General features: G+C 68.9%; 27 protein-coding genes and 2 pseudogenes. 11 read left to right on the top strand and 18 right to left on the bottom strand.

Going from position 1 to position 26,239, the window contains the following annotated elements; genetic code table 11:
- Nucleotides 1-134: 134 nt before the first annotated feature.
- From DEJ50_RS32625 to DEJ50_RS32610, 4 genes are all read right to left on the bottom strand, one after another.
- Entirely contained in the window at nt 135-719 is a 585-nt protein-coding gene (locus tag DEJ50_RS32625) for a hypothetical protein (protein ID WP_150211635.1), read from the bottom strand.
- 549 nt (nt 720-1,268) lie between these two features.
- Nucleotides 1,269-2,474, bottom strand: coding sequence for an IS701 family transposase (locus DEJ50_RS32620; RefSeq protein ID WP_150211634.1), 1,206 nt, complete (start codon nt 2,472-2,474; stop codon nt 1,269-1,271).
- Between the two features lie 55 nt (nt 2,475-2,529).
- On the bottom strand, nt 2,530-3,048 hold the full coding sequence (locus DEJ50_RS32615) for a hypothetical protein (RefSeq protein ID WP_150211633.1): 519 nt from the start codon (nt 3,046-3,048) through the stop codon (nt 2,530-2,532).
- A gap of 193 nt (nt 3,049-3,241) precedes the next feature.
- Nucleotides 3,242-3,616, bottom strand: coding sequence for a hypothetical protein (locus DEJ50_RS32610; RefSeq protein WP_150211632.1), 375 nt, complete (start codon nt 3,614-3,616; stop codon nt 3,242-3,244).
- 606 nt (nt 3,617-4,222) lie between these two features.
- Here DEJ50_RS32610 and DEJ50_RS32600 point away from each other — a divergent pair.
- A complete protein-coding gene (locus DEJ50_RS32600) occupies nt 4,223-5,017 on the top strand; it encodes a hypothetical protein (RefSeq protein WP_150211630.1) in 795 nt (264 codons plus the stop codon).
- A 238-nt stretch (nt 5,018-5,255) separates the two neighbouring features.
- On the top strand, nt 5,256-5,660 hold the full coding sequence (locus DEJ50_RS32595) for a hypothetical protein (protein WP_150211629.1): 405 nt from the start codon (nt 5,256-5,258) through the stop codon (nt 5,658-5,660).
- 1,134 nt (nt 5,661-6,794) lie between these two features.
- On the opposite strand, the gene DEJ50_RS34965 is transcribed toward DEJ50_RS32595, so the two are convergent.
- The gene (locus DEJ50_RS34965) at nt 6,795-6,986 is read right to left on the bottom strand and encodes an SMI1/KNR4 family protein (RefSeq protein WP_223838019.1); all 192 of its coding nucleotides are present in this window, start codon (nt 6,984-6,986) and stop codon (nt 6,795-6,797) included.
- 601 nt (nt 6,987-7,587) lie between these two features.
- Between DEJ50_RS34965 and DEJ50_RS32580 the strand changes: the two genes are divergently transcribed.
- On the top strand, nt 7,588-7,986 hold the full coding sequence (locus DEJ50_RS32580; RefSeq protein WP_150212512.1) for a hypothetical protein: 399 nt from the start codon (nt 7,588-7,590) through the stop codon (nt 7,984-7,986).
- A gap of 242 nt (nt 7,987-8,228) precedes the next feature.
- Here DEJ50_RS32580 and DEJ50_RS32575 read toward each other — a convergent pair whose 3' ends face one another.
- The gene (locus tag DEJ50_RS32575; protein WP_150211628.1) at nt 8,229-8,777 is read right to left on the bottom strand and encodes an SMI1/KNR4 family protein; all 549 of its coding nucleotides are present in this window, start codon (nt 8,775-8,777) and stop codon (nt 8,229-8,231) included.
- A gap of 350 nt (nt 8,778-9,127) precedes the next feature.
- Between DEJ50_RS32575 and DEJ50_RS32570 the strand changes: the two genes are divergently transcribed.
- Together DEJ50_RS32570 and DEJ50_RS32565 are read left to right on the top strand one after the other, a co-directional pair.
- Nucleotides 9,128-9,514: a hypothetical protein gene (locus DEJ50_RS32570; protein ID WP_150211627.1), complete on the top strand. Its 387-nt coding sequence runs from the start codon at nt 9,128-9,130 to the stop codon at nt 9,512-9,514.
- A 629-nt stretch (nt 9,515-10,143) separates the two neighbouring features.
- A complete protein-coding gene (locus tag DEJ50_RS32565; protein WP_150211626.1) occupies nt 10,144-10,977 on the top strand; it encodes an NAD(P)H-binding protein in 834 nt (277 codons plus the stop codon).
- Nucleotides 10,978-11,021: 44 nt separating this feature from the next.
- On the opposite strand, the gene DEJ50_RS32560 is transcribed toward DEJ50_RS32565, so the two are convergent.
- From DEJ50_RS32560 to DEJ50_RS32530, 7 genes and pseudogenes are all read right to left on the bottom strand, one after another.
- Nucleotides 11,022-11,201 carry a hypothetical protein gene (locus DEJ50_RS32560; RefSeq protein ID WP_150211625.1) on the bottom strand — a complete coding sequence of 60 codons (180 nt, stop codon included), beginning with the start codon at nt 11,199-11,201 and terminating at the stop codon, nt 11,022-11,024.
- A gap of 545 nt (nt 11,202-11,746) precedes the next feature.
- On the bottom strand, nt 11,747-13,264 hold the full coding sequence (locus DEJ50_RS32555) for a hypothetical protein (RefSeq protein WP_150211624.1): 1,518 nt from the start codon (nt 13,262-13,264) through the stop codon (nt 11,747-11,749).
- A 512-nt stretch (nt 13,265-13,776) separates the two neighbouring features.
- Nucleotides 13,777-14,019 (bottom strand): hypothetical protein, encoded by a 243-nt coding sequence (locus DEJ50_RS32550; protein WP_150211623.1) that lies wholly within the window; start codon nt 14,017-14,019, stop codon nt 13,777-13,779.
- A gap of 189 nt (nt 14,020-14,208) precedes the next feature.
- Nucleotides 14,209-15,207: a helix-turn-helix domain-containing protein gene (locus tag DEJ50_RS32545; protein WP_150211622.1), complete on the bottom strand. Its 999-nt coding sequence runs from the start codon at nt 15,205-15,207 to the stop codon at nt 14,209-14,211.
- Between the two features lie 684 nt (nt 15,208-15,891).
- Nucleotides 15,892-17,115 (bottom strand): hypothetical protein, encoded by a 1,224-nt coding sequence (locus DEJ50_RS32540; protein WP_190344824.1) that lies wholly within the window; start codon nt 17,113-17,115, stop codon nt 15,892-15,894.
- A 207-nt stretch (nt 17,116-17,322) separates the two neighbouring features.
- The gene (locus DEJ50_RS32535; protein WP_150211620.1) at nt 17,323-17,916 is read right to left on the bottom strand and encodes an SMI1/KNR4 family protein; all 594 of its coding nucleotides are present in this window, start codon (nt 17,914-17,916) and stop codon (nt 17,323-17,325) included.
- 157 nt (nt 17,917-18,073) lie between these two features.
- A pseudogene (locus DEJ50_RS32530) lies at nt 18,074-18,485 on the bottom strand (transposase); the annotation flags it as partial.
- A 115-nt stretch (nt 18,486-18,600) separates the two neighbouring features.
- Between DEJ50_RS32530 and DEJ50_RS32525 the strand changes: the two are divergent.
- Both DEJ50_RS32525 and DEJ50_RS34175 read left to right on the top strand, forming a co-directional pair.
- The gene (locus DEJ50_RS32525; protein WP_150211619.1) at nt 18,601-19,056 is read left to right on the top strand and encodes a VOC family protein; all 456 of its coding nucleotides are present in this window, start codon (nt 18,601-18,603) and stop codon (nt 19,054-19,056) included.
- Nucleotides 19,057-19,124: 68 nt separating this feature from the next.
- Nucleotides 19,125-19,592 (top strand): hypothetical protein, encoded by a 468-nt coding sequence (locus DEJ50_RS34175; RefSeq protein ID WP_223838017.1) that lies wholly within the window; start codon nt 19,125-19,127, stop codon nt 19,590-19,592.
- A 4-nt stretch (nt 19,593-19,596) separates the two neighbouring features.
- On the opposite strand, the pseudogene DEJ50_RS32515 reads toward DEJ50_RS34175, so the two are convergent.
- Both DEJ50_RS32515 and DEJ50_RS32510 read right to left on the bottom strand, forming a co-directional pair.
- A pseudogene (locus DEJ50_RS32515) lies at nt 19,597-20,417 on the bottom strand (transposase); the annotation flags it as partial.
- 38 nt (nt 20,418-20,455) lie between these two features.
- The gene (locus tag DEJ50_RS32510) at nt 20,456-20,746 is read right to left on the bottom strand and encodes a hypothetical protein (protein WP_150211618.1); all 291 of its coding nucleotides are present in this window, start codon (nt 20,744-20,746) and stop codon (nt 20,456-20,458) included.
- 389 nt (nt 20,747-21,135) lie between these two features.
- Between DEJ50_RS32510 and DEJ50_RS32505 the strand changes: the two genes are divergently transcribed.
- From DEJ50_RS32505 to DEJ50_RS32490, 4 genes are all read left to right on the top strand, one after another.
- On the top strand, nt 21,136-21,495 hold the full coding sequence (locus DEJ50_RS32505; protein ID WP_150211617.1) for a hypothetical protein: 360 nt from the start codon (nt 21,136-21,138) through the stop codon (nt 21,493-21,495).
- A gap of 153 nt (nt 21,496-21,648) precedes the next feature.
- Nucleotides 21,649-22,113 carry a hypothetical protein gene (locus DEJ50_RS32500; protein WP_223838016.1) on the top strand — a complete coding sequence of 155 codons (465 nt, stop codon included), beginning with the start codon at nt 21,649-21,651 and terminating at the stop codon, nt 22,111-22,113.
- 44 nt (nt 22,114-22,157) lie between these two features.
- Nucleotides 22,158-23,084 (top strand): hypothetical protein, encoded by a 927-nt coding sequence (locus DEJ50_RS32495; RefSeq protein WP_150211615.1) that lies wholly within the window; start codon nt 22,158-22,160, stop codon nt 23,082-23,084.
- A gap of 112 nt (nt 23,085-23,196) precedes the next feature.
- The gene (locus DEJ50_RS32490) at nt 23,197-23,667 is read left to right on the top strand and encodes a flavodoxin family protein (protein WP_150211614.1); all 471 of its coding nucleotides are present in this window, start codon (nt 23,197-23,199) and stop codon (nt 23,665-23,667) included.
- Nucleotides 23,668-23,717: 50 nt separating this feature from the next.
- Here DEJ50_RS32490 and DEJ50_RS32485 read toward each other — a convergent pair whose 3' ends face one another.
- The 3 genes from DEJ50_RS32485 to DEJ50_RS32475 all read right to left on the bottom strand — a co-directional run bounded on the left by DEJ50_RS32485 (nt 23,718) and on the right by DEJ50_RS32475 (nt 26,072).
- Nucleotides 23,718-24,140, bottom strand: coding sequence for a hypothetical protein (locus tag DEJ50_RS32485; RefSeq protein WP_150211613.1), 423 nt, complete (start codon nt 24,138-24,140; stop codon nt 23,718-23,720).
- A gap of 484 nt (nt 24,141-24,624) precedes the next feature.
- Nucleotides 24,625-25,137, bottom strand: coding sequence for a hypothetical protein (locus DEJ50_RS32480; RefSeq protein WP_150211612.1), 513 nt, complete (start codon nt 25,135-25,137; stop codon nt 24,625-24,627).
- Nucleotides 25,134-26,072 carry a class I SAM-dependent methyltransferase gene (locus tag DEJ50_RS32475; protein WP_150211611.1) on the bottom strand — a complete coding sequence of 313 codons (939 nt, stop codon included), beginning with the start codon at nt 26,070-26,072 and terminating at the stop codon, nt 25,134-25,136. The genes DEJ50_RS32480 and DEJ50_RS32475 overlap by 4 nt, the downstream gene beginning before the upstream one ends.
- Nucleotides 26,073-26,239: the final 167 nt, after the last annotated feature.

Genomic DNA, 26,239 nt, shown 5'->3' with positions numbered 1-26,239 from the left:
CGCGGCCCGGCGATCGTGTGTGGTGTCCTACTGCCTGACCCGGGCGGCAAGAAATCCGGCGATAAGGTGTCCCTTTCGGTGGCGAGCATGAACTCCGAACTCAGCGGTCATCGGGAGTATTGTCCTGCCGCCCGCTAACTCGGCGCGCTGACCCGGTGGGTCTCCTCGGTCGCTTTGCCCCAGTCGCACACCAATTCCGCGAAGACGCTCTGGCGATCGGCTGCGACCTGATAGTCCGCGATCCAAAGGGCTCCGAGCAACGGCATGCGGTAGGTCGCGGCCATCCCTTCGTCGCGAATTTCCGCAGAGTAGGTGAAGGTCCGCGTGAGCAGGCCCGGTACCGGGCCGAGCCTCTCCTTCCCGTGCACAGTGACTCCGGTGCCGTTGCTTTCCAGTACGTACTGCTCGTCCAAGAGGTACACGGTCAAGCCGAACTTGGAGATCCTGAGCACATTGTCAGCCCGGCCGAACTCGCCCACGTTCGGCTTCGCCACGATCGTCGAGTCCTGCCGTGGCGCACCGGTGAGCCGCTCGATGATGTGCATGGTGGTCACGAGGAGCTTGTTCGTGAACCCGATGCGGCTGCGCATGAGACGACGCCAAGACGTGACGCGGAAGGTGGCTTTTCCCTGCCAGATGCCAGCCCCGATGTCGAAGTAGTAGACATGATTGGGCGCGGTCGTTCGGTGTCGAGGCATGCCCTCGGGCTCCACTGTCACGTTGCGTAGTCTATCATCACGCCCCGTGAGGGATGGGTGGCGGTGGTCGGTGCGCCCTTGATGGGGCGGGAGCCTGGTCTGTACGGCAGGCCTGCGAGCACGGCGAGGGCTTTGGGCGAATGCCTCGAGGACGGGCCGGCCCACCCGCGGCGGTCAGGGAGACCTCGGCGGCCAGGGTCTACGCGATGCGGTAGCTGCTCATGCGTCTCCTGCCTCAGGGGCTCCTCGCCTACGTCCGAGCGGATCCGCTGGAACCGGAGCAGGTACCGCGCGCCGGCCGGCCCCCCTCCCGCGGGTCTCATCCGTGGACGCCCTCTCGGGCCGGCCCCACCCTGCCCGCGGCGTCGCACCCGCCGCTCGCGGACAGCGAGGCCGATGTGACTGAACGTTCTCGTTGGCCAGTTGAGTATGCGGGAGGAGAGGGTGCCCTAGTAATGCTTTGTTAGCTGGTGTCGTAGGGCTGCGGTGGGATGGTCTGTCGGCAGGTGGGGCAGGTGCCGGTCCAGGTGGCCAGCAGGTGTGGGAGGAGGTCCAGGGCCTGGTAGAGGGTCAGGCCCTGGCAGGGGCTTTTGGGCTGCTCCGTTGTTCGGTCAGGAAGAGGTGGGCGGCGGTGACCAGGGTGACGTGGCGGTGCCAGCCGGTGAACGAACGTCCCTCGAAGTGGTCCAGGCCCAGGACTGTTTTCAGTTCGCGGTAGTCGTGCTCGATCCGCCAGCGCGACTTGGCCAGCCGGACGAGGTCCTTGGTGGGGATGTCGGCGGGCAGGTTCGAGATCCAGTACTTCACCGGTTCGGCCTCGCCCTCGGGCCACTGGGCGATCAGCCAGGACAGCGGGATCGTGCCGTCCTCCGCCGGTTTCGGGCGGCGGCCGGCGAGGCGGACCCGCAGGGCTACGAAGTGCGAGCTCATCGCGGCTTTCGAGCCCTTTCGCCAGGTCAGCGTCCTCCCGTGGCTGCGTCCAGCGGCCAGCACGTGATCGCGTAAGGAGACCGGCCGGGTGCGGTAACGCGGCAGCGGGCGGGGCCCGAGGCCGCCGTAGGCGGGCTGGTGCGGCACGGCAGCTTCGCCGTGAGCGGTCATCTCGCCCTTGACCTGGAGAACGTAGGCCAGGCCCCGGTCCTCCAGACCGTGGCGGAAGCCGGCGTTCGCGCCGTAGCCGGTGTCCGCGACCAGTGCGGCGGGCCGCAGACCGATCCCGGACAGTTCGTCGAGCATCTCCAGCGCAAGCTCCCACTTCGGCCGGTGATGTTCGCCGTCAGGGATCCGGCAGGCAGCCCGGCGTGCGGTGGCCTCGGGCCCGTCCCATGCAGCGGGCAGGAACAACCGCCACGACAGCGGACACGAAGCCGTGTCCGAGGCGGCGTGGACGCTGACACCGATCTGGCGGCCGACCTTGCCCAACGTGCCGGAGTACTGCCGGGCCACCCCGGGCGAGGCCTTGCCGTCCTTGGGAAAACCGGTGTCGTCCACCACCCACACCTGCGGGCGCACCGCCTGCACGGCCCGCCAGGCCAGCCGGGCCCGCACGTCGGCGACCGGCCAGGTCGAGGACGTCATGAACTGCTGCAACCGCTGATGGTCGATCCCGAGCCGCTCGGCCATCGGCTGCATCGACTTGCGTCGGCCGTCCAGCAACAGGCCCCGCAGATAAAGCTGGCCCTTCTCCTGCCAGTCCGGCCGCACCAACGGCGCGAACACCTCGGAAGCGAACTCCTCCAACCGGCCCCTAACCGCCGCAAGCTCCCCAGCCCTCATACAACCAGCGAACTACCAGACACCCGACCCGACAAGACCGGCCAACAAATCACTACTAGCGGCCGACGGTGGTCCAGTCGGTGGGGGCGGGCGGTATCGAGCGGCCTGCGGCGTGCTCGCGGAGGCGTCGGGTCAGTTCCGGCAGGTCGTACGCAGGGAAACTCACCTGAAGCAACTGGAGACGAAAGCGCGAGGCCAGCTTCTCCTGGAACATTGCCGCGTCCATCGGCTTGACGGTCACATCCCAAGCGTCCGGGGCTGCCCAGTGCGTCATCCGGACGTAGAACGCGTCTCGCGGGCCAGCGTTCGCCACTGCCGAGAGGAAGGCAAGGCCGCTGTCGACCGGGAAGTCGATGAGCATCCAGCCGCGCCTGGATTCCACCCACTCCTTCATGTGCGGCAGCTTCTGCGGCCAGTCCGCGTTGCTCTCGCCGACGTCCTGGCAGCAGGTGAAGGTGTCGAACCCGCACTCCCAGATCGCCTGGATTGTGGGTGCGAGCTCCTCGTCGATCTGTGCGTGCCGGTCGCCCGCCCGGACGAGAACGGTGGGGTGGGTGCCTTCGTGAGACGTCATCGAGCGAGCATACGAGCGGGGTACGACACCTGTCTGTGCAGGCGCCGTACCGTCTGAGGTCCCGCGCAGCGGCCTGCAGTCGAGCCCGCCCGCCGTCCTCACGCTGCGCAAGCAATATGCTCAGATGCCGGGTGCTGGGGACTCTCGCTGCTGCGGAAAGTGTCTCGCCCGGCGTGTCGCACGCTCCTGAGGGTCAGCTGGACAAAGTCTCGACTGTCGCTTCGACGGAATGACGTCGGAGCCGGGCGGCTATGAGTTCCATCTCGACGAGCGTGCCCACGAGGCCGCTGGTCTTCAACTCATCGGCCATAGCCCGCGCTTGTGCCAGTGACAGGCCGTCTTGCACCTCTCTCAGAGCGCGCAGGACGGGCACTGCACTCGCCTCGGGCTCTGTCAGCCGGAGCCGGGCAGATCCATGTTCTGCCAAGAGGACCTGGCGGATCTCCTCCGGAATCGCGTCGCCGTTGCCTTGCTCGCACCAGGCGACGCGGCAGCACAGGCAGTTGGCCTCGGTTACCCACCGCAGGCGTCCGCGCTCGATCAACTGGCCGGTGTTGAGTATCAACACGCCGCTGCATGCCTCGCATCGCGCTGTGATCTTCGCGCCCTGGGATATCACCGTGCTCCTCGCGTCCGGCCTCGCCCCGGATGGTGGCGCAACAGTTCGCCCTTCGTCGAATGCTTATCGCCGCGCTCCCGTGCTGCCGCAGCCGGAACTGTGCGGTCGCGATACCGGGGATCAACTTCTCAGCATGGGCCAACCGCCTTTGGAGCCGGTGGCTTCGGCGTGGCACGAATGCCGCAGGCGCCGGAGCAGGGACGATTCGGGGGCTCGTTGCCGCCCGGGAACCGGCCGAGCCTCGGGGGCGGGACGGGACGGGACGGGACGGGACGGGGCGGGGCGGGGCGGGGCGGGGCGGTGGTCGGACCCGGGGGCGGTCGATCTCGGCGTTCAGGTCCGGCTGGTCGTTCGGCGACACGGTCAATCCGTGGACAGCAGCCGGACCCCAGGCGGCTCAGCGGGGGCGCCCGCGTTCTGCTGGCACCGGCAGCCTGCTGGTGGGCGCGGCAGACGGTGGAGCCCACCGCCATCGGCCGCTTCGCCGATGGAAGCCAAGCGAATGCCGTGCCCACCGCCGCCGGATCGGTCGCGGGGCTGAAGTAGCGTTCAGGCATGAGCATGCCGCCCCAGCAGTCCCCCGGCCCGTACGGGCACCCGCAGCACCCGAATCCGTACGGCGGGCACCCGGGGCAGCCTTACCCGCCGCAGCCGTACCCCGGTCAAGGAGCTTGGGGCCAGCCCCCGATGGGCCCGCCCCGCAAGAACCGGACGGGCATGGTCATCGGGATCGTCGCAGGCTCGTTGGTGGCGCTCGGCGTGCTCGGATTCGGCGTGAAGCTGCTGACGGAGGCCGGATCCGTGGCGAGTGGTACCGGCTTCCCCGAGGCCCGGTATCGGCTCACCGTTCCCAAGACCGTGGTGGATGGCAAGTACGAGCTGGTCCAGGATCTGTCGGACACCGAGGGTAAGAAGGCGCTGAAAGGCAGCTACGACTCGAAGGTCCGCAATCCGATGCCGGCTGTCGGGCAGTACACCTCCAACTCTCCGAAGGGGGTGAGTGCCCTGGTCGTCTCCGGGATGTACGGCCAGTTCAAGGACCCCGAGGCCACCCGCAAGCAGATGCTGGCCGGTGCGGCGGACGCCGAAGGTGCGTCCCTGGCTGCCCCCGCCCGGGACATCACCCCGGCCGGCTCCGATGTCACCCTGTCCTGCCAGGTGCTGGTCGCGAGGCAGGGCGGCGTCGATACCACCCTGCCGATGTGCGCCTGGGCTGACGAGAACACCGGCGCCTCCGTCGGCGTCGTTACCCCGGAGACCGCGCAGCAGAAGCCCGCGTCCATCGACCTCGCCAAGGTCGCCGAGACCACCCTCAAGGTGCGCGCCGAGTCCCGGCAACCGATCGGCTGACCGCGGCCCCCTTGTCCCCCGTGCCGAGCCCGCCCCTGCCCCGCTCGCCGGCCGGGGCCGCGTCGTCGGAGTCGACCTGTGGTTCTGCGCACCGGACGCCGGCATCGGCATCCACGCATGGGGCCTCATGGGCTTCGATGCCGGTCAGCGGTGCCGGGCCTGTGGGCGTCTGGGTACTCAAAGGGAGGTGAGTACCTGCGCTCTGCCGCAGGACCGGGTGCGACGGGATTCTTGGGCCATGCGCCAGAGATCACTGATACTCGCTCCCTGCCTGCTGTTCCTCGTCCCGGTGGCGGCATGGGCCGCCTGGCTGGGCTGGGACCAGCATCGTGACGTACACCCCGACGGCTCGGTAAGCGGCCCGTACGAGGCCTGGCAGGTGATCGGCCTGGTGCTGACCCTGCTGGCTCCGGTGTACTGGGCGGCATCCCGCCACCACGTCGCCGGCGCCGTGCTCGGCACCACGGCCGGTCTGACCGTTGCCGCGTACTTCGACTGGTCGGACGACGCCAGCGGACTGTTCATGATCGGCGTAGGCATGGTGATGATGGGAAGCCTCGTGGCGACCTTCACTCTGTCCATGCTGATCTCCTCCGTGGCACAGGCCGGCCGACGAGGCGACCCGGGACTGACCGGAGCCTGATACCGGGGCTGCGTCCCGACACCGGCCCCGGCACCCGTAGCGCCGCACCGCTCAGCCGAACCGAACAGCACGCCGGGACACCGTGCACACTTGGCTGGATCACGCCCTCCCGGTGTTCGGGAACCGCCCCTGACCCCAGGCTTGTCGACATCACAGAGCAGCAAGGGGGATGCGCGCGTGGACGCTCTCGACCGACCGGCTCCAGGTCCTCTCTGAGTTCGTGCAGAATTCCTACGACGCGGGAGCCGGGCAGCTCCGCATCCTGCTGCGGTCCGAGGACACGCTGATTGCCCACGGCGGAGCCGGCCTGCGCCTGGCCGATGTCCTCCCCCTCGGCCTGCCCTGGCTCAGCGGCAAGACGGCCTCTGCCGGATCCACCCGCCGGTTCGGCATCGGACTGGCGGCTCTCAGGGCCCTCACCGCCGTGTGGGAGGTGCATTGCCAGCCCCTTCCACGTGCGCTTCTGCGGCACGAACCTCGAACCCGCAGGGCCACCGCCTCCGCTCGCAGGCGAGATCTCCGGACCCGAATGGACTGTCTTCCGCATTCCGTTGGCACCGGGCACGCTCACCGCAGCCCAGCGCCTCGAATGGTTCGCGGACTGGAACGACGCCTCCCTGCTCTTCCTGCGCACCTCCGCCGGCTCGAGGTGACGGCGGGCGAGCACAGCACCGTACTGTCCCTGTCCTGGGAGGACATGACACGGCGTCGACTCCCGATCAACAGAGTCGAGCCCGAGGTGTACGTGCAGCACGCCCGGGCGGCGACCGACGGAGCGCTGTGGCGGGTGTACACGGCGCAGGTGGCAGCACACCCCGACTGGGAGCGGAGCCACAAGGCGCTGAGCCCGAGCGTGCCCATGAGCGTGGTGCTCTGGAGAAGCGTTGGGCGAGCGGTAGTGTCCATGCTGGCCTGCCCGTTGCCCCGCTCAAGGCGTTCTTCGAGGCCAACGCTCACTGGCTCACCGTCTTCCGGCTGCCCACCTACGCGCCGACTTGAACCCGCAGGACGGCATCTGGTCGCTGGTCAAACGCGACATCGGCAACTTCGCCGCCGCCGGCCTCGGCCGGCTGACCTGGCCGTCAAGCGCAAGCTCAAGATGACCCGGTCAGCGTCTTGGGACGCACCGACAACCTACTGGTACCAGTCGTCGCCGCCCTCGGCGAGTGAACGGCCCCGGTAGTCCCTCGGGGCTCGGGCCACCCACCGCAGGCTGTCGGTCTCGTGCTCCCAGACGAAGATTTCGGGGCGCTGGGGTGTCTGTACAAACGCGAACTGGTCGCCGCCCCCGTTGTCCCCGAAAAAGAGGAAGGCGTCGAAGGGCATGCACAGCTGGGCGAAGGAGCTGTCGGAACGGAAGAGAAGGTTCTGATCGACGATTTGTTCGACGGGTCAGACGGTGTCTACCTCGGTATGTCCGACGATTCCGTTGCTCTCCAAGAGCAGCTGCCTCAGCTCGGCAGGCACCCCGCGTCCGAGACGGTGCTCTGCATCAGCGAGGACAACCGCCTGCACGGGACTCCGGAACTCCGCCCCAGGAAAGATCTCAAGAGCCGCTTCTCTCCACATTACCGAAGACTACCCAGCGGCCGGCCGGATCCTGAACGACCGTATCTGGCCCGCGCTCCACGCCGGGACGGACTACCGCCAGCCGGATACTCCGCCCACCTGCACGAACATCACGAGTTCAGATTCAGTAGCGCTCGCAGGGAGAGGCGTCGCGGTCCGACAGGCCGCGCACAGGCTCCTCACACTCGATGTCACTTCCCTTGATCAGCTTGCAACGGCCTGCTGGCGCCATCCGGCAGGCCGTTGTTTTCTCAGGCCCGTATATGGCCTCGGGACTGGTAGGCCCGCATGTCCAGGAGTCGCGCATTCGCCGTAGCAGTCGGCCAATCGTCACCCCGTGTCAGTGCTCTGCGGCATGATGACCGCCATGGACACCGAGATACTTGTAGACGTCTGGCAGCGGCTTCTCGCTGACCCTCACAAGTCGTGGGTGCTGTTCGAGCATGGCACTTGTGTCGTGCTGACCGTTCCGGAAGGGGAGCTTGCTGAACAGGCCACCGACCTCCTGAAGAAGTTCGGCCCGGCGCATGCAGGATCTTCGGCAGGAGATTTTGGGGTGATCGACCTCAAGGACGTCGAGGGATGGGTCGTCACCGGACACCACAACGACGTCCTTACCTATGTCGGCCCCGATGAACCTCAGAATCAGTCGCAGATCGCTGTCGGACTGTTCGGACGTTCCAAGCGGCACCGGGACGGCACCGAACTTCACATCGTCCACGTTGAGGACAAACGAGGCTCAGCGGATCCGGTGTAAGTACTGCGCTTCGTCGCTGGTGGTCGCCGGGGGCGTATCGGCTCCATGTTCCTCCGGCTTCGGTGACCAGGCGGGTGGTGGTCTTGTCGTGGTAGCCGAGTGCCTTCGCGATGACGGGGACCGGGGCTTGGAGTACGAGCTGGCGGATTGCGGAGGTCCTGCCGCGCTGCGGCGGGACGCCGATGTCACGCAGATGAACCTGGAGGCTGACCAGGTTCATCTGCTGGCCGGCCTGACCCCTGTCACGGGCTCGCCAGCCAATCGGTGTACCAGGATCGGAAGCCAGGGCGCAGCGGTACGAAGCCGCCCCAGTCCGGATCGATCTGCCAGATCTCTCCTGCGTGTGGGCCGTTCAGGATGAGCCGCGTGTAGATGCCGCAGCCTTGTTCGGCCACCATGAGTGTGCCCTGGGTCAGATCGGCCGTTGCCCCGATCGGGCCGGGAAGAGGTTCGGTGAGTGGGAACGGCCCGGCGAGGTGGCCCGGCAGGCGGTCCTGCTCCCACTCATCGTCTGCAGCCCACTCCTCGTCGGCCTCCGGGCGTGGAATTGTCAACGGCATGACGCCGTGCCCGGGCCCGGCCGGCCCGTTGCCGACCTCCGCGACGAAGGACCGGTACTCCACGGGTAGAGCGATGCCGTGGGATTCCTCGAATGCCCGGATCTTCGTCTCCGGTAGCTGCGGCGCCAGCACGTACCGATGCGTGCGCGCCCCGGAACGCTCCCGCGCCGGGTCCCGTGCGGCCATCTCCCGTATCCGTGCGCGGACGCTGTCCTCGTCCCAGTTCGCCATCCGGCGACCGTAGCAATGACCTCCGCGCTCCCGCCCGGCTGCCCGCCGCGCCTCTCGCTGCGCGACCATCGGCTGTCAGCTTCCGCAGCAGGGCGTCTGGCCGACGCGATCATTCTTCGACGGCACGTGATCAAGGTTCGATCGATCACACGGGGCACCGAGTGTTTCGGTTGGCCAGTCGCGGGCCCATGGTGATCCTTCCGTGCGACGCCACCTTCACGCAGCAGCGTCGTTGATCCGTCCATGAACAAGATCACTGCTTCTGCTGTTGCACTGCTTGTCGGCATGGGCCTGGCGGGCACCGCTCACGCGTCACATGCGGTTCCGGACTCTGCGGCCTCGACCGCTTCGTGAACGGTCAACCCCAGCCGGGCCCCGAGATCTATGGCACGGCGGGCGATGACGACATCCGATGCGACCGCCTCGTCTACGGCGATGTCATCTTCGGCCACCACGGAAACGACACCATCCGGGTCACCTTCAACCACGCCGGTGTCATCAATGGCGGCAACGGCCAAGACACCATCAGGCTGGAGGAGGAGAACACGGGTCTCATCCAGGCGGGCGACGGCTCCGACGACATCATCGCCTCCTACAACGGCTCGTTGGGCAGGGTCCACGGCAACACGGGCGACGACGAGATCCAGGTCCTGTTGAACGACGGTGAAGTCGACGGCGGCGCAGACAACGACGTGTGCCGCGTGAATGAGGGCATTGTGCTCAACTGCAACCCCTAACAGGGAGACCCACCGCAATCACGCGCGGCTGCGAGTGCGGATTGGCGGGCGGGCCCGCCCTGAGGGCCGGGGTCGGCCGATCTGGCCAACTGGAGCAGTCAGTGCGCGATACGAAGTAGTGTCCAAGGCCGGTCCCCACGCTCCCATGCGTCGCTGGTAACTGCGGGGTGTGACGCGGGGCGTTCAAGCCCAAGGGTCCTCGGCCATCGAGGAGCAACAGGCAGAGCAGTGGTCGCATGACCGCCGGCATCGATGGGGAACGGGCCCTCACGCCGAAGGCGCGGGGGCTGCCGGCGGCCGAGATCCATCGGTCGTCGAAGCCCTGGAGGCCAGGCAGCATCCTCGCGCCCCTGCTCGGACTCCGCGGCGTCACCGCCGAGCACTGGCGGCGCCACCAAGCATCGAGTGATGGGCCGTCATCGCCATCCCTCGGTCAGAGCTTCAGAGCTTCAGAACTTCAGAACGGAGGCTCGTCGGACCACCGGTGTGGGCGGACACATGAACATGCCCAGTTATGTACGGATATACGTGCGCAGCCGCGGGAGTGGCCAGGCACTCCTTGACCTGAAGCATGATTGAGGTTTTAGCGTGTCGCCTACTTGATCACCTGATGAGGGGAAGACACGCCCATGATCCTCGTGACCGGAGCCACCGGAAACATCGGCAGTGCCCTGCTGAAGGAGCTGCACGCGCGTGGTGTCGGGCCGCTGAGGGGGCTCACCCGTGATGTCGCACGGGCCGTCTTCCCTGCTGGGGTCGAGGCTGTGGAGGGCGACTTCGCAGAGCCGGTGTCATTGGAGCCCGCGCTGCAAGGGGTGCGCTCACTGTTTCTTGTGTCGCGTCTGGGATCGGATGCCGACATCCTCGAAGCCGCCCGGCAGGCGGGTGTGGAGCATGTCGTTCTGGTGTCGTCCATCACCGTCCAGACCCACCCGCACCTCGGCCCCGCCGACGAGAACCGGGCGGTGGAGGAACTGCTCAAGGCAAGCGGCATGGCCTGGACGATCCTGCGGCCGACGCAGTTCGCCTCGAACGCCCTGATGTGGGCCGCTTCCATCCGTGGCCACGAGACCGTCCACGCGCCGTACGCCGAGACCGCGCTGCCGACCATTCACCCGGCGGACATCGCGGCGGTGGCACGGGTGGCACTGACCGAGCCCGGTCACCACGGGCGCACCTACGCTTTGACCGGCCCAGAGCCGGTGACCGCTCGACAACAAGTCGAGGCCATCGCGGCAGCCCTGGGGCGAGAGGTTCCCTTCGCCGAAATCAGCCGTCGGCAGGCCTACGCGCAGATGGCCACAATCTTCGGCGCCGAGGCGGCGGAAGCGGTCCTCGATGTAACGGGCGGAGACGTGAACGACGAACTGCTGAAGGTACGCGACACGGTTGCACAGATCACCGGAACACCCGCCCGCCCGTTCCGGCAGTGGGCGTCGGAGAACGCCCACGCCTTCCGCTGAGCCCCCTGGGCCTGAGCACGTTCATCCGTAGTCAGGTGCGACTTTCACAGGTACGCCGACAACAGGTGCGTGGTCGGCACGAGCGGTGGCGGGGGGCTTCTGCGCAACAGGATGGCCAGGGTCTCCTCAACGCGGCCGAGGTCGACGAGGTAGCCGGCGAGGTCATGACTGTTTCTGCGGTCGTGCTGCTGGAGGACGGTAGCGGGTGCCTCGGTGCCGTTCAACCGCCTCGTCGACACCACTGCAGGCGGCGATCAGCGGAGGGGACGCGGACGCCCTCGGCCTGAGCATCGCCTCCGTGGCGTCCGCGATGAAGGTTCACCGCGAGGCGGAGATCGTGATCAGCGGCCACCGCAGCTACGAGTTCCCCCCTCGCTCCGTCGGCTCCTGGAGACAAGCGAGATGGCCTTCCCGCCCGAATCCCTCGCCGGCGCCCTCGCCAAGCTCTGACCGGTAGCTGGAGCGCCAGGTCCCGGTCACGGACCTCGCGTCCGTGACCAGCACCTTTGCTCAGGGGTTGGGGGTGTTCTGCCAGTCCGGCGAGGAGTCTCTCGGGGCCGCGCCCGTGCCCGCCGGCCCCGGGGCCGTACCAGGGCTTCTTGGCGCGCGCGGCGTCCAAGTCGTCGTCGAGGTGGTAGTGGACACCGGTCGTCTGCCCGGCTTTGGCGTCCGGGGCGGGCAGCTCTACGAACATGGCGGTACGGCCCGGAAGACCGGGCCGTACCGCCACTCCGACGTGTCTGCGTGTGCTCGTTCGTGCTGTGCCGGGTCAGCGCCCGGAGGCGATGGTGGCCGCCGCGCCGCCGATCTGGTTCCAGCCGGAACCGGTCCACACCGTGACCACGCTCCGGTTCGGGGCCAGACCGTACAGGTGGGTGCCGCTGAGCACGAAGTTCGCGCCGGGGCCGCCGACCTGCGTCCAGGCGCCGGGGGTGTTCAGGAAGCGGTAGACGTCACCGTCGTACGGGTCCGTGGCGACCAGCCCCATGCCGCCGGCATAGATCGCCGCGGCCGGGCCACCGATCTGGATCCAGTTCTCGCCGGTGCCGGTCCACTGCATGACGGCCTGCCGGTCGGGGGTCAGGGCGTAGAGGCGGTCACCGCTGACCGCGAAGGCCGCGCCCGGATTGCCGACCTTGCTCCAGGAGCCGGGCGTGCCGTTGTAGCGGTTGATGACGCCGGTGTGCGGGTCGGTGGCGAACAGGCCCGCGCCGCCCGCGTGGATCGCACTTGCCGCGCCGCCGATCTGGATCCAGTTCTCGCCGGTGCCGGTCCACTGCATGACGGCCTGCCGGTCGGGGGTCAGGGCGTAGAGGCGGTCACCGCTGACCGCGAAGGCCGCGCCCGGGTTGCCGACCTTCGTCCAGGAGTCCGGCGTGCCGTTGTACCGGTAGATGTCCCCGGTGGCCGGATTGGTGGCGAACAAGCCCGCGCCGCCTGCGTGGATGGCGCCCGCCGCGCCGCCGATCCGCGTCCAGGAGCTGCCGTTCCACACCGTGACCGCCGACTTGTCCGGCGTCAGGGCGTACAGGTCGCCGTTGACCGGCGTGGGCGCGGGAGCCGGGTCGTCGACCACGTAGCGGTTGCGGACCGGCCGGTAGGAGGACTGGTTGTTGAAGTAGGGGTACGGGATCTTCCGGTAGTGCACCCCGGAGCCGGTGAACTCATAACCCCAGTACGAGGACCTGGTGGCGTCCGTCCAGCCGGAGAAGAGCACTATGTGGCCGTTGGCAAGGGTCCTGTCGTTGTTGAGCGCGTCGCCCGGGCGGAGCTCGTCCTTGGTGATGGTGTACGTGACCCCGCGCGCGGCGAACGTGTCGGTGGTCAGCCCCGGCCTGGCCAGACCCCAGGCCATCGACACATAGCCGGAGCAGTCCCGGCGGTAGCCGTCCTGGGTGCCGGTCCAGCTGTACGTAAGGCCCTTGCCGACCCACGATCTGGCTCGCTCCAGGACCCGGCTGCGGTTGATGGTGGCCCTGGCGGCGGTCGACGAGGTGGCCGCGGAACCCTCGGTGCCGCGCAGGAGGTCCTTGCCTGCCGCTGCGGCGGGTTCTCCGGATTCGTAGGTGCCGGGCGACTCGTCGAAGTCCCGCGTCGCCGGCTCGCCCTGACCGGGGCTGCCTGCGTCCGGAACCTCCTCGGCCGCGGTCCGGCTCGGGGCGTACGCACCGGCCTGACCGGTGGGCACGGCCGTGGCCGGGAGCACCGCGATGCCGAGGACCACCGTGGCGAGGCCGGCGGTTGCGAGGCTACGGACGAGGGCGCGGGGAAGTGCGCGAGTACGCATACGGGGCTCCAGTTTCGTGCCGGGTGTCGGCGAGCTGAGGTGGATGTCCGCGAATCGCAGAGGGGTCGTGCAGGGGGCGGCGTGGCCCGACTCGGCGCCGCGCGTACAGCGACGCGTGGCACGGGGGCGGTGGCCGGAGGGAGGCGGGGCCGGGGCAGCCTGGCCGAGTCCGCCGGGCGGGGAAGGGCGTGCGGGGAGGGACGTGCGGGGAAGGGCTTGAACGGCCGGGAATCCGGGAATCCGGGGCGCCGAGAAGGGCCGGGAAGGGGGCGTGCTGGGCAGGGCAGAGCGATACCGTGCCTGCCGCCTGCCTGCCTGCCTGCCTGCCTGCCGAGACGGGACCGAAGGCACCCGCTTCCGGCGGATGCGGCGCGCACGGGTGGCAGAAGGCGGTTTCGAGGCGATGTCGGGCGGTGGCGCGTACCGGCGCACCCGGACGGGACACCGGAGTAAAACGTCAACGGGTCAGGAGCTAGCCCGACCGCCTGTGTCGGCCGACGCCGACCCGGTCGTCAGTCCCAGCCGATGCCGGCGCCGTCGTACCCGAGGGTGGCGTCCCAGCCGATGCCCGTTCCCGGCACGGACGGCTCGCCCTCGGCGGAGGTGGCGGCGACGGCGGAGTCCCAGCCGATGCCCGTACCGCCACCGCCCGGCAGGGTCTCGGCGGCGGCGCCGGTGGCCCCGCCGATGACGAGCATGAGCGACAGCAAAGCGGTGGCGGTGGCGGTGGCGAGAACGGGCTTGGTTCCGGGCATGACGGTGTCCCCCCAGTCGGGCGTCGGAATGTGGTCGAGGATGCCTGGCCGGGTGATCGCCGCGGGGTGTGTCGTCCGCGGCCGGTTCGCCCTGCCGTTGATGAGAATCCTGCAAGCCCAGGCGCCGGGGAGGAAGGAGATCAGGCTGTCACCAAGCGGTCTGTCCGCATCCGGACGAGGCCGCCGGCGTCACAGCCAGCCGCTCTGGACGGCCTTCAGCCCGGCCTCGAACCGGCTGGTGGCCCCGAGGCGCTCCATCAGCACGGCCATCTGCCGCCTTACCGTCCGACTGGAGATCCCCAGCCTCCGGCCGGCCATCTCGTCGGTCATCCCGGAGGCGAGGAGCCGCAGCAGCTCCTGTTCGGCCGGGCTGAGCCCGGAATCCGGCCCGGGACCGAGGTCGGTCGCGACCGTACCCAGGGGCACTCCCATGCCCCAGGTCTGCTCGAACAGCGTGACCAGTGAGGCCACGATGCCCGGCTCGCGGGTGCACAGGGCCCCGAGCCGCGTGTTCTGGGGGTCGATGGGCACCACGGCGATGGTGCGGTCGAAGAGCAGCATCCGTGGCGGCAACACCGGACAGGTGCGCACCTTGCCGCCAAGCTCGGTCGTCCAGCGTGCGTACGCGTACGTCGCCGGGTCGTTGCGCACGCTGTCCTGATACAGCGTCAGAAGCTCTACGTTCCGACGCAGCGCCTGCTCGTCCAGCGGCCGGGACGCATCCAGGCTTGCCTGCGACTGGGCGCCGCCGGGCATGACGGCCAGACACTCCCGCTCGACCTCCTCGGCCAGCACCTCGAGCCTGGCATGGATGGCGTCGAGCCCGAGCAGCCGCTCGGTACCGTCCTCGGCGGCCTGGCCGGACCGCAGGTTCGCATACTCGGCGACCGCTCGGGCGGCTGCCGCCTTGCCGAGGGCCAGCTCCTGCTGACGCCTGACCAGGTCCTCCTCCTGCCGCAGCAGCAGCAGTTCCAGCCCTCGCTCGGGGCTCACCGCCCGCAGCGAGCCGGGCGTGTCCCGCGACGGGGTCACGAGCGCCAGGTCGGCCAGGCGATCCAGAGCCGCGCGTACGTCACCTTCGGCCAGGCCGGTCCTGACGCATAACTCCGCGACCCCCTCAGAACGCTGGAGCAGCATCTCGCGATAGACCCGCTCGGTGTCCCGGTCCAGCCCCAGCATTTCCAGCATCTACCCATCCCCCAGCCGGATGCGATCGGTCTTCGCGCGCGATGCTGTCAGAAGCGACCGAGAAGGATGCCAGAACAGACAGACACGTCCGAAAAGCAGCCTCCCGTCGCAGTGCCATCGCGGTGCGATCGCACTGCGATGGCACTGCGACCACGTGTCCGGATGCGGTCAGGCCTCATCCTGCCGCCCGAACCTCGTTCCCGTGGCGTATGCCGCCGTTCCACGATGGCCGCAGACCCGGTACCAACGGGAGACCCACGGGAGACCCCGCATGCGCATGATCCACATCAGTCTTCTCCGCATCACCGGCGGTCCCGCCCCGACCACGCACGTACACACCATCGACGCCGTGCTCTGGGCACACGCATCCCCCCGCCATGGTCTGGAACACCTCCGCGTCCGCTCCTCCGACCGCGGAGCCGACGCGGTGCTCTTCGTCCGCGCCGCCACCGACCAGGACGCCCTCCACCGCGCCCGGAGCCTGGTGGACCGTGCTACATCCCCCCTCCGCTCGCTCGGATACACGACACCCACGGCCCCACCAAGGCCCGCCGGACGCCGACCAGGTCCTTGAACGCGACATGCCGGCCTGGCAGGCAGCAGGGTGTGGCCCTCGTTTCGCGGTCTGGGTGCGAACCAGCCCGCAGCGGTGGGTGCATACCATCGCGTCCGTCCGCTGGTAGGTCAGGTCTGACGCAGGCGCAGACGCAGGCCGGCAGGGGCGGCCGGCAGCCGTGCTCTGGCCGCGGCGCGTACCTCGGGGGTCTCCATCGGATCGTCGCGCAATTGCGCGATCCGTCCCAAGGTCTCCGGGCTTGCGGGTGCAGAGGCGATCCCCAGCAGCCGCGTCGTCTCCTCGCAGTCCCAGAGGGCCTCGGCGTACACGTAGTCCAGGCCGTCCCTGTTTATGGCGGCGAGTGCCTCCAGGTACGCGGTCCTCTCATAGGAGTGCGGGGTGCGCAGCCAGAAGCGCCGCAGGTAGGGCAGAGCGTCGGCGGCGTCGGGCCCGAACCGGGCCAGGCGGCGGGCCGTCCGGTCGGGGCCGCACCAGGTCCGGGTCGCCCATTGCTCTGCGAGTTCTTCTACGAGTCCCCGCAATGCCTCGGGCCCTGGGTGGTCGGCCAGGATGTCGGCTCCCAGCTGCGTCAGCCAAGGGCGTTCGTCCTGCGCCGCCCAGCCGTGCGCTGCTGGTACGGCGGCGGTGCCGAGGCGCTCAACGGCCCGTCTGAGCAGGGGCAGGGGTCGGCGGCCATCCGCGGTGCCCAGCAGGGGGACCAGCGGGATCAGTCCTTCAGAAGGCTCTCGGCTGTTCAACGCACGCAGTGCGTCGAACTTCGTGGTGTCTTCCGTGCGGGAGTCGGCGAGCAGGGTGAGGAGGTCCGCTGTGCCGAGCCCCGTCAGGGATGGCCGTGTTGTGGACGGGCGGCTCTGTACTTCGATCCCGAACCGTGTCCACGGCTCGAAGAACCACGGAAGCTCCGCTTCTCCGCCGATTCGAGCGCGCGCGACGTCACCGAGGTCTTCCCACCACTCTGCCGGCCAGCCGACTGATACCGACTCCAGCACGCGGACCCAGTGATCGCCTCTCCGGACATAGGCCCGAAGCCCCTCGCGCGCTTCCTCCGATCCGGCGAGAGCCAGCAACTCCAGGACCTCGCAGGCCCGCAAACAGGACTCCTCGTCCCCCTCCAGTTGGTCCACGACCGGCGTCGGGGACAGCTCCAGGTCCCGGACCAGCCGAGCCAGGTACAGAGACCGGTCGTCGGTCCCGTCCCATCGCCAGTCACGTCGGATCCCGTCGTACACGAATCCAGCGGCATCCTGCGGGTCCTGGAGCGCGCGTACCGCACCCAGGCCACGCCCCCGTTGCAGCAGGCCTTCGAGGGAGTCGGGGTGGGCGTACGTCATCTCGTACTCATCGCTCATCACCCGGAACCCTGCCCGACTCGGGCACCGACCCGCCAAGGGATATCGGCCGGGTTTTGTTGGACGGCCGTCTGGCCGGGCCGGACACACCCAGTCCACGACGAGGCGGCGGTGCTGTCGGACTCGGCTTCTGACTCAGGTTCTGACTCGGGTTCTGACTCGGGGTCTGACTCAGGTTCTGTGGAGTGGTCACGGCAAGTGAGCGAGCCGCTGCCGAATCGGATGCGCTCGGAGCTGGGGTGAGGTGAGCTCCAGAGCCCCGTTGTCCTGTCCGGCGGCCATGTGGTCGAGCCATCGCTCATACCAGGCGAGAAAGTCCGGGGCTGAGGAGACGTTCGGGCCCCAGAAGCCGTCGGCGTTGCCGATGAGCATGCGCCCGGTGAGGGGGCCGGTTATGCCAATGAGGACGAGATCGCTGCAGCCGCGTTCGATGACGTTCAGGAACAGGTCACCACGGCGGGTGGGGCGGTAGGCTCGGCTGAATCCTCTTGAGTTGCTGGTGGCGTCGTCGTCTCTGGAGTTCATCGTGAAGAGCGTGCAGTCCTCCAAGGGGATCAGTCCGTAGTACGGAGACGCACCACTGCCGCCCATGGTGGTGAGGAAGTCTCGGTAGGGCTGCGGGAGTTCCACGTCATGCTCGGCCTGAAAGGCATCTGCCCGACCTTTGGTGAGGCGGGGGCCGAGACGAAATTCGTGCCGCTCCTCCCCAAAGGAGTAGCTTCGGTTGGGCGTGTAGGGGATGCGTGCCAGCTTGCGTCGCAACCGCGGGATGCGGGAGTCCATGCGAGCTCTTCTCTCGTGTCCCCCGCAATCTATCGCACGGCACCAGAGCCCATTCTGCGAGCAGGACTCGCCTCCTCAGCAGCTGGAAGCCGGCCCGGCCGAACATCTGGCGCTTGAGCATCTTGATCCGGTTGACGTGCCTTTCGACGACGCCGGAACTCCAGACGCGCTCGCGGGCTTCGGCCCGAGCGGCCCGTATCGCGGAGAGGGCCTTCGGCCCGGCCGCGGCGAGGGTATCGATGAGCCGGGAGACCGTCGGGTCGGAGGCCACCGGGCCGAACACGGCCGGCTCGGCCCGCAGCATCCCGACATCCGCGAGGCAGTCCCCGCCCAGCGCGACCGCGACCGCGACGGCCACGTCCAGCAGGATCTTCCCCGGATCGTGCACCGCCCCTCGGCCACCGCCACGGCGCAAGCGCCGCCGATATCGCCCGATCCAGCCCGGCCTTGCGGACGGTCTCGACCAAAAGCACGGCCCCGGCCCGGGACACCACCCCGCGCCCGCCGCCCTCGACAGCGCTGGCAGCTCGTCCTTGGTGAGGACGTCGTCCTGGAGGTGCAGGCTGGATCCCTGGAAGTCGTCATAGCCACAGGAGGACATCCACGAGAGCGACGGCGGGTACGGCGCTCGCCGGGCGGGGGTGGTCCGGCATGAATGTCAGACGTGTCTGTCAGCCTCAGGTTATGGACATGACGCTGCAACTGACGATCGACTGCGCCGACCCGCAGAAGCTGGTGGCGTTCTGGAGCGAGGCCCTGGGATACGTCCCCGAACCTGCACCGGCCGGCCATGCCACGTGGCGGGAGTACTGGGCGGCCATGGGGGTGCCCGAGGAGGAGTTGCCTGTGGGTGCGGGCGACATCCCGGAGTCGATCGTCGATCCGGCGGGACGAGGGCCCCGGGTGTGGTTCCAACTGGTTCCGGAACCCAAGACCACCAAGAACCGGATCCACTTCGACCTGAAGGTCGGCGGTGGGCGCGATGTCCCGTTGGCGGTCCGCACTCAGCGGGTCACCACCACTGTGGAAAGACTGATCAAGGCCGGTGCCAGCGTGCTTCGGATCACGGATGAGCCGGACATGGGGCAGTACGCCGTCCTGCTGCAGGACCCGGAAGGCAACGAGTTCGACGTTGTCTAGTGCTCTGACCGGGACGGTTCACCGGGTCAGTACGCTGAGCGAGGCTGTGGTGGGTGAGGAGGTCGGGCATGACGCGGAGACTGCCGATGGACGAGGCCGCGGGACTGCTTGAGGGCGAACTGGGATCAGGGCAGCGAGGGCTTGACGAGCTGGTCACGGAAGACTGCTGGCTTGCCTTCCTTCGGTTCGGCCGACGACTGTTCGACGTCCCGGACACACCCGACGCTGACGGTCTCCTGTTCCAGTACGGGACCCACGCGTTCGGCGGCCCTCGAGCGTTCACGCTGGACCTCACCCGGCAGTTCGAGATCTCCGACGACGACGGTGATCACGACCATTACGTGCAGGTCCACTGCGAGCTCAGATACGGCCTCACGCCCGCGCTGGAGGCCTTGGGAAGCTTCGACTCGTGGTTCTTCCGCGATGCCGGAGACGATCTCGAAGAGTGGGCGCAAGGACTGACCGAGCGAGCGGCCTGGGCAACGATCCGCAGACTCAGCCCGACCGAGATCAGGGTGTATCAAGGGCAGGTGTAGTCGTTCAGGACGCCATCGTGGTCCGAAGCCCTTCCCAGCGAACACCCTTCTCACTACGGATGCAGGCTCGTTCGCGTCGTTGGGCTGCGAGGACCTCGGGGTGGCGGGCGTTCTGGTTGCGCCAGCGCATGTAGGCGGGCAGAGTCCGGGTCCGGGCCGTGTGGTCGGAATGGTGCGAGTTGGCCAGGGTGAACTGCCTCAAGGGTCCGAAGCGGGCTTCGGTGGGGTTGGCCCAGGACGCGCAAGTCGGGGTGAAGCACAGCTCGACCTTGTTCCGGGTCGCCCACCTGCGGATTCCCAGTTCAGGTGGGCGGACAGGTTGTCGAGGATCACGTAGATGGGGGCGCCGTCCGGGCGGGCGGCGCGGATCGAGCGCAGCGCGGCCCAAGTATGGTCGATGCACTTGCGGCGCCGATTGATTCCCCACATCTCGTCGTCGCCGACGGAGTAGCAGCCATGGAAGTAGGTGATTCCGTCGGTACGGCGGTAGGTCGCCGACAGCTGGTCTGGCCTGCCTCGATCTGCCCAGCAGGAACCGGCGGTAGGGCGGATGCCCAACGTGCCGAACTCGTCGAAGGCAAACGTGCAGTCCGGCCGCTCGTTGACCGCGTATTCGATCCGGGCCAGCTGGGCGTCGAAGTCCGCATCCTGGGACTCCTTCCAGGTCTTCGTGCGCTGGAAAGAGATCCCGCGGTGGGCCAGTAAGCACCGCAGAGCCGCCCTGCCGATCCGGACGGGCCGGACGGGCCGGACGGGCCGGATGATGTTCCTGAGCAGGTGATCGGCGAGCTTACGAATGGACCAGCGAGTGAACAACGGCTGGCCACGAGCTGACCTGGGCGCATGAGGCTTCGTGAGCATCCTCAGTGGTCACGGATCCTTGACCACCACCAGCCGCCCACCGTGAAGGCGTTCACCGGCCCAGGGTTGGGCAGGGTGCGACGCTCGAACTCATCGTCGATACGGGCAACCAGCCGGCCGAGATCGCGCCGGGCACCGCGAGGGAGGTGAAGCATGACCTCTTCCAGGTCATCACGGGCGTACTCCACCTCCAGTCCGGGCTGCCAGACCGGGGATGCATTCAGATAACGGCCGGGTTGCCTGAACGCCCACTCGAAGCGGGCGAGCGCTTCAGCAACTGCACCCGGCCACATCCGCTCGTCCTCGACGCGGCGGACAGCTGCGCGAGTCTTGGCGGAAACACCCCGGATCCGCCGAACTACAACGTGCCTGCGAGGCCGCCACAGCTCCGCACGGACGGCCTTCGGGCGCCTACGCGGCATCGCCCTTTCTGATCAACATGCCGTCATCCTGCCACAAACGAGGCTGACTTCGCACGGACGATTGCCCCTCCCCGCCGCTCTGGGTGCTCTTGCTTCTCACCAACGTTCACGCGCTCTCGCTTGAAACCTACGCGGGCATTTGAGGCGATTGACGCTGTACGCGGCTGCGCGCCTCGCCCCCTGAGAGTTGTCGGGCCGATCTTGAGGTCGGGTTTTTCCTGCCCTCTTCAACTACGCTCGCCGCGATGAAGGGGAGGGGCATGGAGGACGTCTTCGATCTGAGTGGAACGCCACCGCAGGGCTGGATGCATGCGGTCTTCGGTGGCGGGCCGTACGCCGATGACGTTGGCAGGTGTGTGCCCGGGCCGCCGGCACCGGCAGCCGTCACGGCCCCGCTCCCCGAAGGCGGGGAGTTCGTCTACCGATTGGTGACGGTCGGCTCGTGGTCGGCCCCGGATGACCCGATCGCCGTCTACGACGACACCGGCCCTGTGCCCGAGCCGCCTGTGTCGGATCTGGAGAAGTCCTGGCTCAGCCGCGGTGTCGACCGGCGGCCTGGCCCTGTCGAGGGGGCACGCACGCAGGGCGGGCGCCGGCCGCATGCTGGTGGGCGCGGATGATGGTGCGCGGGCAGGGTCAGCGGCTATGGGTGGGGTGGCGGACTGGGGGTTGGTGTGTGCACCGTGGGCCGGGCGGCGGTAGCGGCTGCGATCGCGGATCTGGTGGCGGCGTATCCACATCTGGCGGCGGATCCTTCCCCGCATCCCGCGCTGGTGGGGTGTGAAGAGGTCGTCTGGTCGGAGTTGCCTGGTTGTACGGACGGGGTTCCGGCGCTGTTGTACGGCCTGGTCGACCCCGACACCGCCGAGGTTGCGGGACGGGCGCTGAGTCTGCTGGTGATGGCGGGACCGATGCAGATCAGCGCCGCGATGCCGGCGGTCGTGCCGTACCTGCTCCGTCTGGCCGCCGACCCCGAAGTGCCCCGTCGGGGCCTGCACTTCGATCTCGTACTGGTGGCCGCGGCCCTGTCGGAGCCGGTCGACCCCGGCGAACCCGAGCGAGCCCGGTGTCGCGCGGCGTTCGAGGCCGACGCGGTATGGGTGCGGCGGTTGCTGGCCGACGATCAGCTCCCGGAGGGCGAGCCGCTGCGCCAGGACGAACGTGACTCGCTGCTGCGGGCCGCCGGACTCGGGCCGGACTGGCCAGGTCGACCGGGTCGACCGGGTCGACCGGGCTGAATCGCGCCATGGTTTGCGGGACGGGCGGCAGTATCCTCGCGGGCGTGATCTACGAGGGAACGGCGGGCATGGATGAGGGCGCTCCGACAACAGCGCGCCTCCGCGCTGTACTGAACCGTGCTGGGCGCGTCGTGATCGCCGAGGGATCTCCTGGCGAGGCGGATTCAGGTGACGTGGCGCGGATCGTGGTGACCGGTGCCCAGATCGCCGACTTGGCTCGAGTGCTGGCCATTGTGGACGGCGGTACCGGCGACCGGTGCCGGTGCAACGGCTGGCCGACGATCATGGTTCACGATGTGAACGGCGAGCTGATCGCCTGCTGGACGCTGCACCACCAGTCCGGTCTTCGAGGGATCGGTCACTGCGATGCCGACCTGAAGGATGGTCCGGCACTGACCGAGTGGCTGGCGGAGCGAGGCCTGACCGGATCTCGGGAGGTCCAGGCGGAGCTGGCCGGGCAGGAGGCCGAGGAGGAGCGGCGCCGGCTGCGTTGGCTCCAGGCCGCGCCCGCCGGGCTGCGCGAGACGGCCATGGAGGTGTCCGACCCGCCGGGGCGTGACCTGGAAGCCTGGTCAGGCCGAGTTCGCGACGCCAAGGCTCGGCTTGCCGCGCTCGTCCGAGCGGCCTATCCCGATGGGATCGAGCGGATCTGCTTCCTGCTGGCATGGGCCGGGGTTCCCGCCAGGGAGTCCACCGGGGGCCTGAAGTGGTACGACATGGCGGTCGAGCAGCAGCTCCTGTCCGAAGATCCCGGCCTTATCCTCGCCGCGCTCACCACCCGTCCGCCGAGTTCTGCCCAACTCGATGGTGCGGCTCAACTCTTCGGGTCTCTCGAATGGACCGGAGCACATGGCAAACGACTGCCGGAGCCGCTGCGGTCGATGCTGATCAAGCACATCCAGGCGGTCGGTACCGATCCCATGAGGTTTCGGATGCGCCATGGCTATTACGGGGCCAAGCGATCTGTCTGACGGGGTGCCTTGACCTTCCCCGTGCGGTGTGACCTGCATCACATTCGAGTGGCGTCACATCGGACGCCGCTGCGCTGTCCTCATTCCGGAAACGAGAGAAGGGATCGCGAGAATGAAGGCAGTCATCGTGTGCGCCTCCGTGTCGCACGGCAATACGCGTCGTGTCGCCGACGCCATGGCCCAGGTGCTCGGCGCGAAGGTCGTCTCCCCCGAGCAGGCCGACCTGGCGGAGCTGGCCGGCGCCGAGCTCGTGGGGTTCGGCTCTGGCGTCTTCTACAGCAGGCTCCATCCCCGTTTGACCGACTTCGTCAAGGCGCTTCCCACCGGGCGGGGCCGGGCGTTCGTGTTCGCCACCAGCGGGCTCCCCGAGATCCCGCCGGCTCCTTTCACCCGCCCCTTGGTCCGGCTGCTCGAAGGCAAGGGCTTCGAGGTGGACGGGAGCTTTTCGTGCCGGGCGTTCGACACCTGGGCGCCTTTCCGGCTCATTGGCGGTATCAACAGGCAGCGGCCGAACGCCGGGGACCTGGCCGCCGCGCGGGCGTTCGCCGAGCGGCTGCGGGACGGGCTGGGGTCGGTATCCTGATCCGTCCCGCTTCGGGGGCATTTGGCGCCCCCGGCCGGCGAGATCACTGGCTAGGACTGGCGTAGGTCGCGTAGCCGCTGTACCTGGCGGGCCATGAGCTCGGCTGGGAACTCCATGGTTTCCACCGACGGGGACGGGGCCAGGTCGAACTCGGCTATCACCGAGCCGACGCGCACCACTGTGGTCCTGTTGATGGTGCAGACCTCCTTCGCATCGGGGTTGATGTCACTGACATCGGTGCAGGACGTCTGGGTATAGGCCACGGCCTCGTCGCCCAGCCCGGGCGCCCGTACAGGGGCGAGGGTGGCACGCGTGCCGCTGCCGACGCCGGGCACGCGGTACTCCCGGCAAGCCTGCATGGCCGTGCGGAGCCGTTCGAACTCCGCGGCGGCCCCGGCCGGTCCGGGGTGGGCGGTGAGCGTGGTCCGGCCGGTCCACTCCAGGTTCTCCTTGCTGTGGAAGGTCTGAATCACCGTCGGAGGCCACGGCCTCCCCCGATACGGGTCGAAGACCAGGACGCAATGGGGATCGCTGAGGGGCACGGGCGACCGCGCCGGGTCGGGTTCGTGCACCTTCTTTTCGCTGGATCCGGCGGGAGCGACCTCGCCGTCCGGCAGGGCGGCCGTCAGCAGTTCGGCGGCGGGGAGCGGGCGGGGTGCGGATGACGTCGCCGACGTCGGCGACGGCGATAGCGTGGCGGGTGAGGTGTCCGCCGCGGCCGTTGCCGTGGCCGGTTTCGGGGTGGCGGCGGTGCAGCCCACGGCGGTGGTCAGGGCTGCTGCCAGCAAAAGCCCTGTGGCCGCCGTGCGCCGTCTGCCGTCTGGTCTGCCACCTGCGGTGCTCACACGTTCTCCCATGGTGGATCAGGTCTGTCCCCGTTGTGACTCGGGGGGGGCGGGCGGATAGTTGTATCGGCGGGCCGCGGCGGGTGACCGGCGTCGGCGTCACACGGGTTCTCTACTGCACGTGGCGGTACCAGCGTCGGTGTACCGCAGGCTCGACGCAGAGCACGGCGGCGCCTGCGATCGTGCCGACCAGCAGGGCTGACCCACCGCCGCCGTTGAGGACCGCGCCGAGGCAGGCGGCGGCAAGGGCGAGCGGGCGCAGCAGGGTCAGCGGGCCGAGGCCGACGACTGTCGCGAGGGTGCTGGCGCGGAACGGCAGGGCGAAGTAGGCGGCGAGCGAGAGCAGTACGGCGGTGGCGTAGACGGTGAGCGGGAGCAGGTAGCCGAAGCCGCCGGCCGTCAGCCTGTCGTAGGTCCGTCCCTGGTCGCGTGCGGTCATCAGCAGGAGGACGGCGGTCAGCACGGGGGCGAGCAGCAGCACGGCCCCGACGGCCAGCCCACGCACGGCGGCCCGGGCGTTGAACCGTTGTTTGCGGATACGGGCGTCGGTGCCGGCGTAGGCGCGGAAGCCGCTGAACGCCGCGTCGACCAGGCCGAGGAGGACGAGCGCTATGGCGGGCGTCATCGGCGGCCGGCCTCGGCAAGCTGCTCCGGGCCGACGATGCGGCGCGCGTCCCGTCCGAGGGCGCTGCGAAGCGGCGCCTCCAGGTGCGGGCGCACCCCGATGATCGGGCGCAGAGTGGTGCAGAACGGATTCACCGCGCCGCGCGGCTCGTACAGCAGTGGGCGGATGCCGGGTACCGCAGCGGCGCGCAGCAGCGTCTCGTCGCTGTGCGCGCGCAGTGCGGAGACGACGCCGTCGTGGCGGCCGAGCGGGTTGCGCATCCGGGCACGGTGGAAGATCCGGGCGCCGATCGGCGCGAGGCGGGTCGCGGCGATGTCGAAGTGGCAGAAGGCGAGGGCCGGTGAGGCGGCCTGGGCCTGGAAGAACTCGGCCAGGGCGGGGCCGCGGAAATGGTGCAGGACCCCGGTGGAGATGTAGACGGTCGCGGCCTCCGGCAGGTCGAAGGCGTTGCCGTGGACGAAGCGGCAGTCGAGGTCCTCTGCGCGGGCGAGCCGGTCCGCTTCGCCGACGAGCGCGGCATCGAGATCGACCCCGACCAGCTCGACGTCCGCGCCGAGGGCGTTGGTGGCCGCCAGCCAGCGGATCGCGTAGCCCAGACCGCAACCGACGTCGACCAGGCGGTACGGGCCTTGCTGCCCGGCAGTCGACCGGATGGCGGTGAAGAGCGGGCCGAGCAGGTGGACCAGGCGGTGGCCGATCCGCAGCTCCTCGTTCAGGCGCTGGAGCTCGGTGTGCACGCTGATGAGCAGGCGGTCCACGGCGTGCGGGTCGAGTACGCCGTCCTGGTCCACGGGCAGCTCGGCAACGAGCCGGGCGGCGCGCTCGTCTCCGCTCTCGCGGAGCTGCCGGATCACGTCGGCGCGCCGGACCGGGAGCCGGTGGGCGCTGCGCGGTTCCACCGCCGTGATCAGGTCGGATATCTCTAGCAGGGGCACGAGGCAGAACCCTACGTCCTCCCCTCGGCGTCCCCTCGTCCTCCCCTGCCGGGCCCGGCGGGCCGGCTGACCCCGCCGCGGAGTTCGCGCATGCGTGCGATACCGTGCGCACGATTGCCTGGTCAGCAGGCGTGGGAGGGGGGAGAAGTGCTGTGACCGGAGTCGAT

It is taken from the genome of Streptomyces venezuelae (assembly GCF_008642295.1).
In the GTDB taxonomy this organism is placed as follows: Bacteria; Actinomycetota; Actinomycetes; order Streptomycetales; family Streptomycetaceae; genus Streptomyces; species Streptomyces venezuelae_C.
Note: the sequence above shows the minus strand (reverse complement) of the source record. Positions and strands in the feature narration are given on the sequence as shown.

Bases quoted from the DNA above. Each gene is read 5' to 3' on its own strand.
- DEJ50_RS32490 (WP_150211614.1), top strand. From the start codon at position 23,197: ATGAAGGCAGTCATCGTGTGCGCCTCCGTGTCGCACGGCAATACGCGT.
- DEJ50_RS32620 (WP_150211634.1), bottom strand. From the start codon at position 2,474: ATGAGGGCTGGGGAGCTTGCGGCGGTTAGGGGCCGGTTGGAGGAGTTC.
- DEJ50_RS32580 (WP_150212512.1), top strand. From the start codon at position 7,588: ATGACCGCCATGGACACCGAGATACTTGTAGACGTCTGGCAGCGGCTT.
- DEJ50_RS34175 (WP_223838017.1), top strand. From the start codon at position 19,125: ATGACGCGGAGACTGCCGATGGACGAGGCCGCGGGACTGCTTGAGGGC.
- DEJ50_RS32540 (WP_190344824.1), bottom strand. From the start codon at position 17,115: ATGACGTACGCCCACCCCGACTCCCTCGAAGGCCTGCTGCAACGGGGG.
- DEJ50_RS32535 (WP_150211620.1), bottom strand. From the start codon at position 17,916: ATGGACTCCCGCATCCCGCGGTTGCGACGCAAGCTGGCACGCATCCCC.
- DEJ50_RS34965 (WP_223838019.1), bottom strand. From the start codon at position 6,986: ATGCCCTTCGACGCCTTCCTCTTTTTCGGGGACAACGGGGGCGGCGAC.
- DEJ50_RS32505 (WP_150211617.1), top strand. From the start codon at position 21,136: ATGGAGGACGTCTTCGATCTGAGTGGAACGCCACCGCAGGGCTGGATG.
- DEJ50_RS32545 (WP_150211622.1), bottom strand. From the start codon at position 15,207: ATGCTGGAAATGCTGGGGCTGGACCGGGACACCGAGCGGGTCTATCGC.
- DEJ50_RS32550 (WP_150211623.1), bottom strand. From the start codon at position 14,019: ATGCCCGGAACCAAGCCCGTTCTCGCCACCGCCACCGCCACCGCTTTG.
- DEJ50_RS32555 (WP_150211624.1), bottom strand. From the start codon at position 13,264: ATGCGTACTCGCGCACTTCCCCGCGCCCTCGTCCGTAGCCTCGCAACC.
- DEJ50_RS32575 (WP_150211628.1), bottom strand. From the start codon at position 8,777: ATGGCGAACTGGGACGAGGACAGCGTCCGCGCACGGATACGGGAGATG.
- DEJ50_RS32510 (WP_150211618.1), bottom strand. From the start codon at position 20,746: ATGTGGCCGGGTGCAGTTGCTGAAGCGCTCGCCCGCTTCGAGTGGGCG.
- DEJ50_RS32595 (WP_150211629.1), top strand. From the start codon at position 5,256: ATGCGCCAGAGATCACTGATACTCGCTCCCTGCCTGCTGTTCCTCGTC.
- DEJ50_RS32480 (WP_150211612.1), bottom strand. From the start codon at position 25,137: ATGACGCCCGCCATAGCGCTCGTCCTCCTCGGCCTGGTCGACGCGGCG.
- DEJ50_RS32615 (WP_150211633.1), bottom strand. From the start codon at position 3,048: ATGACGTCTCACGAAGGCACCCACCCCACCGTTCTCGTCCGGGCGGGC.
- DEJ50_RS32525 (WP_150211619.1), top strand. From the start codon at position 18,601: ATGGACATGACGCTGCAACTGACGATCGACTGCGCCGACCCGCAGAAG.
- DEJ50_RS32600 (WP_150211630.1), top strand. From the start codon at position 4,223: ATGAGCATGCCGCCCCAGCAGTCCCCCGGCCCGTACGGGCACCCGCAG.
- DEJ50_RS32565 (WP_150211626.1), top strand. From the start codon at position 10,144: ATGATCCTCGTGACCGGAGCCACCGGAAACATCGGCAGTGCCCTGCTG.